Source organism: Actinomadura sp. NPDC048032 (genome assembly GCF_040653175.1).
Taxonomy (GTDB): Bacteria; Actinomycetota; Actinomycetes; order Streptosporangiales; family Streptosporangiaceae; genus Spirillospora; species Spirillospora verrucosospora.
Genome location: NZ_JBEZJP010000008.1, coordinates 37,771 through 50,521, shown reverse-complemented (window position 1 = coordinate 50,521; position 12,751 = coordinate 37,771). Strand labels below are relative to the sequence as shown.

Sequence of the window (12,751 nt, the reverse complement as noted above, 5' to 3'; positions counted from 1 at the left end):
GCGGTCAGTTCGGCGGCGCGCTCCAGAACCTCGACCATGTGGACGATGCCCTTCGGGAACTCGTCGATCTTGTAGAGGACGACGAGGTCCGCGGCCTCCTCCATCTCGTCCATGACGTCGTCGATCGTGGAGGCCAGCCGGTAGATGTCCTCACGGTCGAAGGGCGTGATGAACGTTTCGTTCAACCGTCGCATGATCGCATGGGTGTTTTCGTCGCCTGCGTGTTCGCAGGCGCGCATCTTCTCCGCGATCGCCGCCCGGTCGGCGCCGTCGCTGATGAGTTCCACGAGCAGCCTGGCGCCGGTGACCAGGTTGTTCGCCGAGTCGGCGAACATGTCGTAGAAGCTGTCCTCACGCGGCGTGAGACGCAAGCGCACGTCGTTCTCCTGATGTGCCGGAACAGTCCGCTGAGGATCGTAGGCGCAACCAGCCGTAAAAAGAACCTTTGCCCCGGCTTCGGCTGCTGTCCGCCATCCTCTCACCTACAAGACTGCCCTAGATCAGGAGGTACATACCCCGCGAGAAGGGCCCTATCTGGAGGAACGTTCGCCGTTTCGGGCCCTGCGGACGCTCCGAGCGCGCCAACGGCGGTGACCGCGAGTGAGATTCGTTACAGTGCCGCGACCTGGGCGGCGAGCTTTCGGCGGGGCTGAAATGACGAACCGGGGACGCCCCGAAACGGCGTCCCCGGTTACGGTGCTCAATCTCGTGGCGTCAGCTCACGTCGACCGGCGTCGCCTGACCGCACTCCCAGTACCACGTCGATCTCGGCCACGGTCAGCGGCCGCTCCGCCGCCGCCACCGCACCGAGCATCTCGGCATAGAGTTCGATCTCGTCGAGCGCGACGCGGTCGTGGACGCGCAGATCGAGGTTCTGGCGCACCGCGTCCACCTCCGTTCGTTCCCCACACCCGTCGTCGAGGCTACGCGTCTCGCCGCGGCGGGCACATGACCCAAGAGGGCCATTCGAGGGCCACCTCGGCCCCGTCCGTCCGGGGGAGGTCCGCACGCGCCGCTGACGGCCGCACGCACCGGTTTCGGAAGCCGCACCCCGGACTGGCTAGCCTTCCCAGGTGATGCCCGTCTGATGCCCGTCTGATGCGCATGACCCATGCCCCATGGGACGAACGGGCGGTCACCGCTCCTACTGGAAGCCCTGCCCCGGCCCCTGGTGGAAGCCGCCGAGCATCTGCTCCAGCGGCGATTCGGGCAGGTCGCGGACCGTCAGCCGGGCCACGGTCGCGGCGTTGACGTCGGCCCCGGCGAGCCGGGCCGCCTGCCGCGCCACCGTCTGCTCGAACAGCGCGCGGACCGTCCGGGCGTAGGCGAACTGCGGGTCGTCCCGCAGGCGCGAGAAACGGTTGAGCAGCTCGACGCGCAGTTCCTCGTCCAGCATGTAGAGGTCGCGTTCGGCGTAGCTCTGGAAGAGCTGGACCATGTCGCGGTCGCCCATCCCGGTGAACTCCAGCGTCCGCCCGAACTCGGCGCGGAAGGCGGGATTCCCCGCGAGGAAGCCCTCCATCTCCGCCGCCGGGCTGGAGCAGACCACCATGAACCTGGCCCTGCCCTGGCCCTCCGCGCCGCGCTTCATGTGCCGCAGCAGCTCCGCCACCACGGCCGGGGAACGGTCGAGCAGGTACGCCTCCTGGATGAGCAGCACGCCGCCGAGCGCCTGCTCGACCATGCCCGCGACCCGGTTCTCGGTGTCGACCCGGTCGCGTCCCGCCAGGTGGACGGGGCGGCAGGCGACCACGTGCCCGGAGTTCAGCAGCCCGAGCGCCGCGTAGATGCCGCCGACGAGTCCGGCGACGGTCGTCTTGCCGGTGCCGGGCGGCCCGGTGAAGACCAGGTGCCGCGCGTCGCCGCCGGACATCCCGTACCGGGCCCGGTCGGCCGCGAGCCCCGCCTCCTCGGCCAGCTCCGCCACGGCGGCCTTGACCTCCTCCAGGCCGGTGAGCTGGTCGAGCCGGTGCAGGTAGCCGTCGATGTCGCCGGGCGGGCGCAGCGCGGGCTCGATCCCCTCGGCGACGCCCGCGAGGTCGTCGGGGGTCAGCACGAGCCGGTCGTGGGACGCCCCGGCGCGCTCCATGTTCCGCTGGGCCGCCTGGTCCAGGTACGCCTCGACCAGCCGCGCGTTGACCAGGTCGCCGGGCCCGCGCAGCCGCTCCAGGTCGGCGCGGACCGTCTCCAGGGCCGCGGCGCCGATCGTGACGCGCCGCTCCTCCGCCAGCAGGTGCAGCAGCGTCATCCGGTTGTCGAGGTCGCCGAAGTCGGGCAGCCGGTGGACGCGGAACGACTGCACGAGCTTCGGGTGGTCCTGCAGCAGCCGCTTGTAGGCGCGCGGTTCGCAGGTCGCGATCACCGGCGTGGTGTTCACCGGGTCGCGGCGGGCGCGGCGCACCGCGCCGACGAGCGCGGCCGGGTCGGACGCGCCGGCGACCGCCACGTCCAGCCGCTCGAAGAGGATCACCGGGCCCGGCCGCCCGAGCAGCCGCCCGAGCTCCTCCGGCGGCGCGTTCCGGACGTCCTCGGCGTCGTGCGCGCGGATCGACCCGTCGCCAAGCCCCGCGTTGGCCAGCGTCAGCGCGATCATCCGGGCGAGCCGCCGCTGCCCCGAGTGCGGGGCGCCGACCAGCAGCACGCCGGGCACGCCGGACCTGATCGAGCTGGGCGCGCCGTCCACGCGGGTCTGCTCGACGTCCTCGTCCGCCGCGGCCTTCCACTGCTCGGCCCGCGCCTTCAGGTCGCCGAGGAGCGCGGCCGCGTCGTGCTCGCCGTACACGAAGCCGAACCCGAACCGCTCCAGGACGCGGCGGGTGCTGCGGTCGCTCGGCGGCGGGATCTCGTGGACGGGCTGGTCCGGCGACGGCGTGTCGTCCAGGAAGTCGAAGCCGCCGACCATCGTGCCGGACATGACCTTCGTCCCCGGCCCGCCCCCGGGAACCGGCGCACCGGGGCCGGGCGGCACGGGGCCGGGCGGTGCGTCCTCGAGGTCGCCCGGGCCGAGGATGCGCGTCCCCGGAGGCTGCCCCGGCTGTCCCGGCGGGCCCTGCGGATTCGGCTGACCCTGCGGATTCGGCGGGCCCTGCTGGTGCTGCTGCGGGGGGCCGCCCTGGCCCTCCATGCGGGTCGCGTACGGGTCGAACGCCTGCGGCTCGGGGACGGGAGGCGCGGGGTTCGGCACGCCCGGCGGGACGTTCGGCTGCGCGCCCGGCTGGGGCGGCGGAGCGGAGCCCGCCGGCTGGTACCCCAGCACCGTGTACGGGGGCACGAAGTTCTCGTCCTGCTGCTCCTCCTCCGGAGGGGAGAAGCCGCCGAGCTCCGGCGGGGGCACCGGCCCACGGCCCGGCTGGACCGGCTCGGGCGCGGCGGGCTGAGCCGGCGGCGAGGGCGGAGGCGCGGGCTGGCTCTGCATCGGCGCGGGCGGCGCCGGACTCTGCATGGGCGCGGGCGGCGCCGGACTCTGCATCGGCGCCGGAGGCGCCTGGTGCTGCGCGGGCGCGGGCGGCGCCGCCCCGGGACGCTGGAACCCCAGCTCGGTGTACGGCGGCGCGACGCTGCCCTCGTCCTTGTCCTCCTCGGCGGACGAGTGGCCGCCCATCACCGGGTCCGGGGACGCGAACCCCGGGGCGGGCGGGGAGGCGAACGCCGCCTGCTGGCCGGGCGCGGGCGGCTGGGCGTGCCCGGCGGCCGGGCCGGGGGCGTTCTCCCAGCCGGGCTGCGCGGGCGGCTGGACGAACGGGCGGTCGGGCTCGGACGGCGCGAAGTTCGCCCCGGACGCCTCCTGCGGCGACGCGCCGGGGGCGAGGCCGGGCTGGCCCGGCATGTTGAACGGCGCGGGCTGCGGCGGCGCCGGGTTGGGCGGCGGCGTGGCCGTCGGCGCGGCGGCCGTGGCACGGGCCCGGTTGCGTCCGATGATCCCGGCGACGACCGCGGTCGGGACGGGGAAGCCGCGCGGACGGGCGGGCATGCCGCCGAGCCGGCACCACGCCAGGTCGACCTCGTACATGGCGGCGAGCAGCGACTCGGCTCCCGGCCCCGACCCGGCGGCCGACCGCAGCGGCTCCGGGAGCCGCATGTCCTGCGGCCACAGCCGCCGCAGCGGATGCCCCTTCTGCTGCGAGACCGCCTGGACGGTGTAGCGGATCTCCGGGTCCAGCCAGGGCACGATCGTGCCGACCATGTCCTTGCGGACGACGTCCAGATCGGCGGCGAGCAGGGCGGCGGCCACGAGCCGGGGCTCGATGTAGGCCGGTTCGGCGGGATCGCCCGACAGCTCGGCTATCAGCTCGCTGAGCGTGTAGAAGGCGTGGCGGAAGTTGTCCCCCGGCGAGCTCTCGTTCCTCAGCGCGGGCACGAGGTTCGGCGGGCACCGCGTCAGCCACTGCTGGACGATCGCCTGGTCGCCGTAGGGCAGCGCCCCGTAGTCGACGGTCGGGTTGGACAGGGTGGCGCCGAGGATGGCGAGCAGCGCGTCCGCCCTCACCTGGAACCGGACGTCGTCGCGGAGCGCGCTGGCGACGGCCCACATCGTCCGCAGGACGACCACCGCGGCGTCCACCCGGCTGGCGCGCAGCCGCTCGGCGTACAGCGCGACCAGCGACTCCAGGGCGGGCGGGGTGAGCCAGCGCGGGCCGTCCACATCGGGCAGGGGCCTGGCGCGGTAGGGCTTCCACAGGTCGAGCATCTGGGCGTCCAGCCGCGAGTCGAACGCGGGCGCGGCGGAGCACCACAGCATCACGCCCCAGGCGACGGCGACGGTGGACGGCGTCTCGCTCGTGAACTCCCGCCACCAGTGCGGGTAGTCGGGCGCCGCCAGCGTGGCGGCGGACTCGACGGTCGAGCGGACCCGCGAGGTCAGCTCGGTGGCGAACCCGTGCGCGACGAAGGGCAGCCCGGACGGCGGGTCGTAGGAGAAGTCGGGCCCGGCCGGGATGACGTGCGGCGGCAGCGCCGGGACCTGGCCGGCCCCCTGCTGCGCGGGCCTCGCGGCCATGCGGACGGAGGGGATGCGCGGCGGCGGGCACAGGTACCACTGGCCGTCGGCCGGGTGCAGCCGGTACCAGCGGGCCCAGGCGCCGAACAGCCACCACGTCCCGTCCGGCAGGACGAGCATGCGGCCGGCGATGGCGTGATGGCGCTGCTGCGGAGGCGCCGACGGCCACCACGCGGCGGCCACCATCGCCCTCGTGTCGCGCTCTGCCTCCGTGAACGGATCGTGCCCCGCCGGGGGGCTGGGCGGCGGAGCACTGCCATAGCCCGGTCCCCACACCACGATGGTCATCGTAGTCAGCAGAATCCGGCCGAGGCTCCCCCCAGCGCCCCTTTCTCCGCGTTATCGCAGGTCAAAGGATTATCAGAGGCAGGGAAACAGCCGTGCCGGGTACGGCCGGGGCACTTTGGCGCCGACCCCGTCACGCGTTTCGGACCGCGCCGCGCCGTTCTCGCGGGCCGCGCCGCCGCCTCGCGGCGCCGCCTCGGACCGCGCCGTTCAGTCCCACTGGGCGGTGCGGTGCCGCTCGGCCTTCTGCACGTAGACCTCGGGCGTGTACCGCAGCACGGCGCGGTCGTCGTCGGTCAGCTCCCGGACGATCTTGCCGGGGGTGCCCGCGACGAGGACCCCGGACGGGATCTTCTTGCCGGGCGGGACGAGCGCGCCGGCCGCGATGAGCGTCCCGGAGCCGATGCGGGCGCCGTTGAGCACGATGGCGCCGATGCCGATGAGCGAGCCGGTCTCGACGTGGGCGCCGTGCACCATCGCCTTGTGGCCGAGGCTGACCCGGTCCTCCAGGACCGCCGGCATGCCGGGATCGGAGTGCAGGCAGCTGAGATCCTGGATGTTGCACTCCTCGCCGACGACGATCTCCTCGTCGTCGCCGCGCAGCACCGAGCCGTACCAGACGCTGGACGCGCGGCCCAGCGTCACCCGTCCGACCACGACCGCGCCGGGGGCGACCCACGCCGTGGGGTCGATCTCCGGCCGGTCCTCGCCCAGCGCTCCCAGGTAGCTCATGGCGCCGATGGTAGCCGCCCCCGGTGAAGCGATTTCTCCGTAAATTGGATAGTTTGTCGCACACGCCCGTGTGACGAAACGACAGCGAGAAGTGCGTTCCGGTTGCGCGAATGGGGTGGACCGGACAAGAGTCGTCCTGACGTTTCCCACCGTGGGCCGCTCACCGGCGGGTGAGGATCGCAACTCAACCGACCCTGACGGGGCGCCGACCCCCGCCAACGACCCCCAAGGCATCATGAGCAACGAAGCCGAAATCCTGCCGAACCTCCTCCAAGAAGAGTCCTTCGAGATCGTCATGCGCGGCTACAACCGCCGCCAGGTCGACGACTACATCGCCCGCGCCCAGCAGAAGCACCGTGAACTAGAGGCGCGGCTCGCCCGCGCGCAGGACGAGGTCGAGCGGATCCGCCGCGAGATGGCCGAGGTCCGGGAGGCCCGCAAGCCGACCGGTGACGACCTGAGCGACCGGCTCCGGCAGATCATCAACCTCGCCGAGGACGAGGCCCGGGAGAAGCTGGCCGAGGCCGAGGCCAAGGGCGGCGAGATCCGCAAGGACGCCGAGCACGAGTCCAAGCGGATCATCGACGAGGCCCGCGCGCACGCCGAACGGAACCTCGCCCAGGCGCAGGAGAAGGCCGACCACGTGCTCGACTCCGCCAAGAAGGAGTCCGACAGCGTCCTGTCGTCCGCCAAGCAGGAGGCCGAGCAGACGGTGACCAGCGCCCGGCTGGAGGCCGAGCGCACCCTCACCGCGTCCGAGCGCCGCGCCAGTGTGATCAACGAGGGCGCGACCCAGCGGCTCACCGCGCTCACCAAGAACCACACCCAGGCCCTCCAGCGCCTCACCGAGATCAGCGACACGCTGCACCGGCTGCTGACCGCCGAGAACGAGGCCGGCCCGCTGGAGAAGATGGTCGAGGACGCCGTCCGGCAGAGCCCCGCGCCCCGCGCCCAGGCCAAGCAGGCCCCGCCGCAGCCCGCGCCCACGACGGGAGCCAAGCCCCCGCAGGCTCCCGCCAAGCCCGCGGCCGCCAAGCCCGCCCCGGCCAAGCCCGCCCCCGCCGCTCCGGCACCGGCGAGCCCCGCCCAGGCGAGCCCGGCACCGGCCGGTCCGGCGCCGTCGGCCCCGGCTCAGACGACCCCGGCGCAGCCGGCGGCGCCGCAGGCGAGCCCGCCGCAGACCGCGCCGCCGGTCAAGAAGCCCGAGCCGTCCCCGGCCGCCGACGCCCCGAAGCCGCCGGTCCCGCCGCAGGCCAAGCCCGCCCGCCCGGACGACGACTCCGGCGGTCCCGCGACCACCCCCATCCCCCCGCAGCAGCGCGGCCCCATCGAGTTGTAGGGCGAGACCGAGTCGCGGAGCGAGCAGCGCGACGACGCACGCCGCCGGGCGGTGCGCCGGGCCCTGAGCAGGCCTGGTGCACCGCCCTTCGCGTTCTCGGGGATCCGGCGCCCTCTATAGGATCTTCGACGTGAGCAAACGGACCCATCCACGCGGAACCGCCCGCCCGGTCAGGCTTCTCGGCGACCCGGTCCTGCGCACCGAGTGCGACCCGGTCCGGACGTTCGACGCGTCCCTGGAGCGCCTCGTCGACGACATGTTCGTCACCATGTACGAGGAGGACGGCGCCGGCCTCGCCGGCAACCAGATCGGCGTCGGCCTGCAGATCTTCGTCTACGACGTCGAGGACGACCGGGGCCGCCGCCACGTCGGCCACGTCGTCAACCCGAGGCTGGTGGCCGCCGACGGCGAGCTGGTGGTCGAGTCGGAGGGCTGCCTGTCGGTCCCCGGCCTGCGCTTCGACACCCCCCGCCACCACCACGCCGTCGTCGAGGGCGTGGACGTGAAGGGCAGGCCCGTCCGCGTCGAGGGGACCGGCTACTTCGCCCGCTGCCTCCAGCACGAGTGCGGGCACCTGGCGGGTGCGGTCTACATCGACGTGCTGTCCGGGGACGCCCGGCGCAAGGCGATGCGGGCGATCCGCGCCCTCCGCGAGTAGGCGCCCGTCCGGCGCGGACGCTCGACCTTTACCCTGCCCGCGTTCAGGGGACGTTCAGGTTGAGATGGCAACCTCTTCGATGATGTGGAGGGGGACGGTGCCAGTGGTCGAACGTACGGCGAACGGCGGCAGGGCGGCTGAGGCGACGCTGCTCGTCGTCGAGGACGAGCCCAACATCCTGGAGCTCCTCGCCGGCAGCCTGCGCTTCACCGGATTCGACGTGATCACCGCCACCAACGGCGCGGACGCGGTCCAGTCGGCGCGCCGGCACCGGCCCGACCTGATCGTGCTGGACGTGATGCTGCCCGACATCGACGGGTTCGACGTCGCGCGGCGGCTGCGGTCCGGCGGGAACCACACCCCCGTGCTGTTCCTGACCGCGCGGGACGCCGTCCAGGACCGGATCAAGGGACTGACGATCGGCGGCGACGACTACGTCACCAAGCCGTTCAGCCTGGAGGAGGTCATCGCCCGCATCCGGGCGGTGCTGCGCCGGTTCCGCGGCGGCGTGACCGAGCCGCCGCCGCGCATGGTCTTCGCCGACGTCGAACTGGACGAGGACAGCCACGAGGTGTGGCGGGGCGGCCGGCCCGTCCAGCTGTCGCCGACCGAGTTCAAGCTGCTGCGCTACTTCATGGCGAACGCGGGCCGGGTCGTGTCCAAGGCGCAGATCCTCGACCACGTGTGGAACTACGACTTCCGCGGCGACGCGGGCATCGTCGAGTCGTACGTCTCCGCGCTGCGCCGCAAGGTCGACAACACCGAGCCCCGGCTGATCCACACGCTGCGCGGCGTCGGCTACGTGCTGCGCGAGCCGTCGAGAACGGGCTGATGGCCACGCGGGTCCCTCCGGCGACCGCCCCTCCCCCGGCGCGGGGCGCCGGCGCGGCCCCGGCGGGGGGCCTCGCGCGGCTGTGGTCCCGCACGTCGCTGCGCGTCAAGCTGATCGCCGGGATGCTCGTCCTGGTCACGCTCGGCATGACGGTGATGAGCGCGGCGGGCGCGTCCGTGCTGCGGCAGTACCTCGTCGGACGGGCCGACGACCAGCTGCGCGGTTCGGTCGGGCGGGCGATCGACCAGGTCGTCCCGCAGCTGGAGAGCGGGCAGACGCGGATCACGGTGCGGATCCCGAGCGAGATGTACGGGCAGGTCCGCACCACCGACGGCCGCTCGCTCGGGCAGAACGAGGCGTGGAGCGAGGCCGGCCATCCGCGCCTGCCCGCCGATCTGAACAGGCACGTCGACCAGCCGTTCACCGTGACCGGGACCGGCGGGTCGACGTGGCGGATCCTGGCCGAGCCGATCCCCGGCGGCGCGGTGATCGTGCTCGCGTTCAGCCTGGAGGAGATCGACCGGACCGTGCAGCGGCTGGTGGTGATCGACGCGATCGTCGGGCTGGCCGTGCTGGCCGTGCTGACGGTGGTCGGCGTCGTCGTCGTCCGGGCCAGCCTGCGCCCGCTGTCGGCGGTGGAGGAGACGGCGGGCGCGATCGCGGCGGGCGACCTGTCCCGGCGCGTCCCGGAGGCGGACCCGGGGACGGAGATGGGCCGGCTCGGACGGTCGCTGAACACGATGCTCGGGCAGATCGAGGCGGCGTTCGGGGCGCGCGCGCAGTCGGAGGCGGCGGCGCGGCGCTCGGAGGAGACGGCCCTGCGCTCGGAGGAGACGGCGCGGCTCTCGGAGGAGCGGATGCGGCGGTTCGTCGCGGACGCCAGCCACGAGCTGCGCACCCCGCTGACCGCGATCCGCGGGTTCGCCGAGTTCTACCGGCAGGGCGCGGCCCGCTCCCCCGAGGAGCTGGACCGGCTGATCGGCCGGATCGAGGAGACCGCGTCCCGGATGGGCCTGCTCGTGGAGGACCTGCTGCTGCTCGCCCGGCTGGACCGCCAGCGCCCGATCGAGCGGCGCCCGGTGGACCTGCTCGCCGTCGCCGCGGACTCTGTCCAGGAGGCGAGAGTCCTGGCACCCGAGCGCACGATCGACCTCACCGTCGAGGGAGGGCTGGCCTACCAGGTGCTGGGGGACGAACCGCGGCTGCGGCAGGTCCTCGGCAACCTGCTCGCCAACGCGGTCACGCACACGCCGGAGGGCACGCCGGTCGAGGTGCGGCTGTCGCCGGGCACTCTGCGGGGCGAGCCGGCCGCGGTCGTCGCGGTCGCCGACCAGGGGCCCGGGCTGGCTCCCGACCAGGTGGAACGGGTCTTCGAGCGCTTCTACCGCTCCGACGAGGGCCGCTCGCGCGACGACGGCGGCGCGGGTCTCGGCCTCGCCATCGTCGCCGCGCTCGTCGCCGCCCACGAGGGCGTCGTCCGGGCCGACTCCACTCCCGGCGAGGGCGCGACGTTCTCGGTCGTCCTGCCTCTGGCGGACGGCTAGGGGCGACGGCCGGGGGACGCCGCCGCCCCGTTCAGGAAACGTTCAGGATCGTGGGTTCCAATGGACCCACAGGGCGCGCCCCGGTCTCGACGGGGAGCGGGAGGCCGCGCCCTGGCCAGCTTCGCGACGGTCGGCACGGCGGCCGAAGGGACCACCCCTCGGCCGCCTTTTTCATGACATGTAGGCGTTCAGCACACTTTCAGGTTGGCTCCAGGCGGCCTGCAGACCCGGGACGCACTCTTCATGGTGAGAGAGCGACAGGGGGATCCGATGAACGCCGACCGGCCGCAGCAGCAGCCCTGGGAGCCCAGCAGACCCGGGGAGTCCAGCACACCCGGGTTCGAGCCTTACCCGCCGTGGGCGGGCGACGTCCCGCCGCAGCGGCAAGCGGCGGCGCCGTCTCGTCCGGGCGTGTTCGGCATGGGGGTGCTGAGCACGACGCGGCACAAGCTCGCCGCGGCGGGCGCCGCGATGGCGCTGGCCCTGGGGGCGGGCGGCGCCGGCGCGGGAGTGGTGCTCGCGCTGACGCACGAGAGCACCGTCTACGCGAGCCCGACGGCCGTCTCGGGCGTCTCGTCCAAGAGCACGACCGCGCAGGTCGCCGCCGCCGTTCAGCCAAGCGTGGTGTCGATCCAGGCGCGGACGGCGTCGGGCGTCGAGGGGGGCTCGGGCGTGGTCCTGCGTTCCGACGGGGTGATCCTCACCAACGCGCACGTGGTGTCGGGCGCCCAGCAGGTCGCGGTGAAGTTCAGCGACGGCAGGACCGCCTCGGCGCGGGTCCTCGGCGCGAACACGGCGGAGGACGTCGCCGTGGTCAAGGCGCAGGGGGTGTCGGGCCTGAAGCCCGCGACGCTCGGCACCGGCGGCCGCGTCTCGGTGGGCGACGCGGTCCTCGCCGTGGGCAGCCCGCTCGGGCTGGACGGATCGGTGACGTCCGGCATCGTCAGCGCCCTGGGCCGCGACATCCAGGAGGGCGGCGACCAGCAGCAGCAGCTTCCGCCGGGGCTCCAGGGACGGCTGTCGCAGCAGCAGCAGACCGTGATCAAGAACGCGATCCAGACCGACGCCGCCATCAACCCCGGCAACTCCGGCGGCGCGCTGGTGAACGCCGCGGGCCAGGTGATCGGCGTCAACACCGCCATCGCCACGTCCGGGAGCAGCGAGGGGAACATCGGGGTCGGCTTCGCCATCCCCGTCGACTCCGCCAAGAAGGCCGCCGACGCGATCATCGCCGGCGCATCGGTCTGACCCTGGGCGCCGTCCGGCCAGGGCTCTGGGGGGAGCGGGCGGCGGACGGCGACCCGGGCCGGTAGGTCCTCCCGCCGGGTCTGGGCGGGAGGACCGAGCAAGGGAGAGCGGCCGCGTGACCTGCCTGTGGGTCGCGCGGCCGCTCACATCCGTCTCCGGCCCGCCCGGCCCGCCCGGCCCGCGGTCAGCCCTGTTCCGGCGCCGCGCTCCGCACCTCGACGGCCGGGCGGCGCTTCAGCCTGGCCAGCATGCGGCGGGTCGTGAGCAGGTAGTACTCGCGCGGCAGCGTGCGGACGCGCAGCGGGAGCCGCGGGTACACGAGCGCGATCACGCCGACCAGGAGGCGGAAGCGGCGCTCCCGCGCCGCGTTCCAGGTCCACCCGTACTGCTCGCGGATCGGCGCGGGCATCAGCCCCGCGGTGAGCAGCCGGATCGCCGCGAGCCCGGGCGCGTGCAGCGGCCCGCCCGGCAGCCTCGGGTTCAGCACCTGCTCGGCGATGGCCCGCGACGCGTCGGTGATCTCCAGGCCGCGCAGCATCCCCGCGTAGTACTCGCGGAAGCGCGGGTACGTCTCCGGCATCCGCTCCTCCGGGCAGCCGAGGATCGTCGCGTAGACCTTGGTCTGCCGGTAGAACTCCTCCAGCTCCGCGTCGGTGAACGTCCGCCGGAAGACCAGCTGGTAGAACTGCACCGCCACCGCGAACAGCGTGGCCGCGACCCACACCTGCAGCTCCGGGTCGTTCGCCTCGTAGTCCGGTCCCGTGACGGCCGCGTGCCCCTTGGTGACCAGGGCGCTGAAGGTCTCGGCCTCCTCCTTCGTCCCGAACTGCACCGCGTAGAGCCATCCCATCGTGTTCCGCAGCCGGCGCAGCGGGTCGTCCGCCGTGTAGCTGTGGTCGTAGACGCCCTGCGCGACCTTGGGGTGCGCGGTCTGGAGGAGCGACGCGGCCCCGCCCGCGGCGATCAGCACGCCCTCCCGCGTGATGACGCGGATGAGGTCGTCGTCCCGGAAGAGCCCTGGTTCGTCGGCATGGTCATCGGCGAGAACGGTCATGGCGCCCAGTGTAAGTAAGTACTTGCAGCGGTCGCCAGTCGGACCCGCGAGCCGGAGGCCGCG

10 protein-coding genes are annotated in these 12,751 nt (G+C 73.7%); 5 read left to right on the top strand and 5 right to left on the bottom strand.

Features of this window, described 5'->3' with window-relative positions; genetic code table 11:
- The 4 genes from AB0C69_RS02675 to AB0C69_RS02660 all read right to left on the bottom strand — a co-directional run.
- Nucleotides 1–377 (bottom strand): DUF47 family protein (locus tag AB0C69_RS02675; RefSeq protein WP_360348840.1); only part of this gene is annotated, 377 nt, incomplete at its 3' end.
- A 323-nt stretch (nucleotides 378–700) separates the two neighbouring features.
- Nucleotides 701–892: a hypothetical protein gene (locus AB0C69_RS02670; protein WP_345172759.1), complete on the bottom strand. Its 192-nt coding sequence runs from the start codon at nucleotides 890–892 to the stop codon at nucleotides 701–703.
- Nucleotides 893–1,144: 252 nt separating this feature from the next.
- The gene (locus tag AB0C69_RS02665) at nucleotides 1,145–5,284 is read right to left on the bottom strand and encodes an AAA family ATPase (RefSeq protein WP_360348837.1); all 4,140 of its coding nucleotides are present in this window, start codon (nucleotides 5,282–5,284) and stop codon (nucleotides 1,145–1,147) included.
- Between the two features lie 207 nt (nucleotides 5,285–5,491).
- Nucleotides 5,492–6,013, bottom strand: a complete 522-nt coding sequence (locus AB0C69_RS02660; protein ID WP_345172755.1) for a gamma carbonic anhydrase family protein — start codon at nucleotides 6,011–6,013, stop codon at nucleotides 5,492–5,494.
- A 235-nt stretch (nucleotides 6,014–6,248) separates the two neighbouring features.
- Here AB0C69_RS02660 and AB0C69_RS02655 point away from each other — a divergent pair, with 235 nt between their 5' ends.
- The 5 genes from AB0C69_RS02655 to AB0C69_RS02635 all read left to right on the top strand — a co-directional run bounded on the left by AB0C69_RS02655 (nucleotide 6,249) and on the right by AB0C69_RS02635 (nucleotide 11,634).
- Nucleotides 6,249–7,352 (top strand): hypothetical protein, encoded by a 1,104-nt coding sequence (locus tag AB0C69_RS02655; protein ID WP_360348834.1) that lies wholly within the window; start codon nucleotides 6,249–6,251, stop codon nucleotides 7,350–7,352.
- 130 nt (nucleotides 7,353–7,482) lie between these two features.
- Nucleotides 7,483–8,010: a peptide deformylase gene (def, locus tag AB0C69_RS02650; protein WP_345172751.1), complete on the top strand. Its 528-nt coding sequence runs from the start codon at nucleotides 7,483–7,485 to the stop codon at nucleotides 8,008–8,010.
- Nucleotides 8,011–8,113: 103 nt separating this feature from the next.
- Nucleotides 8,114–8,842, top strand: coding sequence for a response regulator (locus AB0C69_RS02645; protein WP_353831822.1), 729 nt, complete (start codon nucleotides 8,114–8,116; stop codon nucleotides 8,840–8,842).
- On the top strand, nucleotides 8,842–10,386 hold the full coding sequence (locus AB0C69_RS02640; RefSeq protein ID WP_360348830.1) for an ATP-binding protein: 1,545 nt from the start codon (nucleotides 8,842–8,844) through the stop codon (nucleotides 10,384–10,386). The genes AB0C69_RS02645 and AB0C69_RS02640 overlap by 1 nt, the downstream gene beginning before the upstream one ends.
- Before the next feature lie 270 nt (nucleotides 10,387–10,656).
- The gene (locus tag AB0C69_RS02635; RefSeq protein WP_360348827.1) at nucleotides 10,657–11,634 is read left to right on the top strand and encodes a trypsin-like peptidase domain-containing protein; all 978 of its coding nucleotides are present in this window, start codon (nucleotides 10,657–10,659) and stop codon (nucleotides 11,632–11,634) included.
- Between the two features lie 184 nt (nucleotides 11,635–11,818).
- Here the strand turns inward: AB0C69_RS02635 and AB0C69_RS02630 are convergent, their stop codons facing one another.
- Nucleotides 11,819–12,688 carry an oxygenase MpaB family protein gene (locus AB0C69_RS02630; RefSeq protein ID WP_360348824.1) on the bottom strand — a complete coding sequence of 290 codons (870 nt, stop codon included), beginning with the start codon at nucleotides 12,686–12,688 and terminating at the stop codon, nucleotides 11,819–11,821.
- Nucleotides 12,689–12,751: the final 63 nt, after the last annotated feature.

Excerpts from the sequence above, each read along its gene's own strand:
- AB0C69_RS02635 (WP_360348827.1), top strand. The coding sequence starts at position 10,657 with ATGAACGCCGACCGGCCGCAGCAGCAGCCCTGGGAGCCCAGCAGACCC.
- AB0C69_RS02655 (WP_360348834.1), top strand. The coding sequence starts at position 6,249 with ATGAGCAACGAAGCCGAAATCCTGCCGAACCTCCTCCAAGAAGAGTCC.
- AB0C69_RS02640 (WP_360348830.1), top strand. The coding sequence starts at position 8,842 with ATGGCCACGCGGGTCCCTCCGGCGACCGCCCCTCCCCCGGCGCGGGGC.
- AB0C69_RS02660 (WP_345172755.1), bottom strand. The coding sequence starts at position 6,013 with ATGAGCTACCTGGGAGCGCTGGGCGAGGACCGGCCGGAGATCGACCCC.
- AB0C69_RS02665 (WP_360348837.1), bottom strand. The coding sequence starts at position 5,284 with ATGACCATCGTGGTGTGGGGACCGGGCTATGGCAGTGCTCCGCCGCCC.
- AB0C69_RS02630 (WP_360348824.1), bottom strand. The coding sequence starts at position 12,688 with ATGACCGTTCTCGCCGATGACCATGCCGACGAACCAGGGCTCTTCCGG.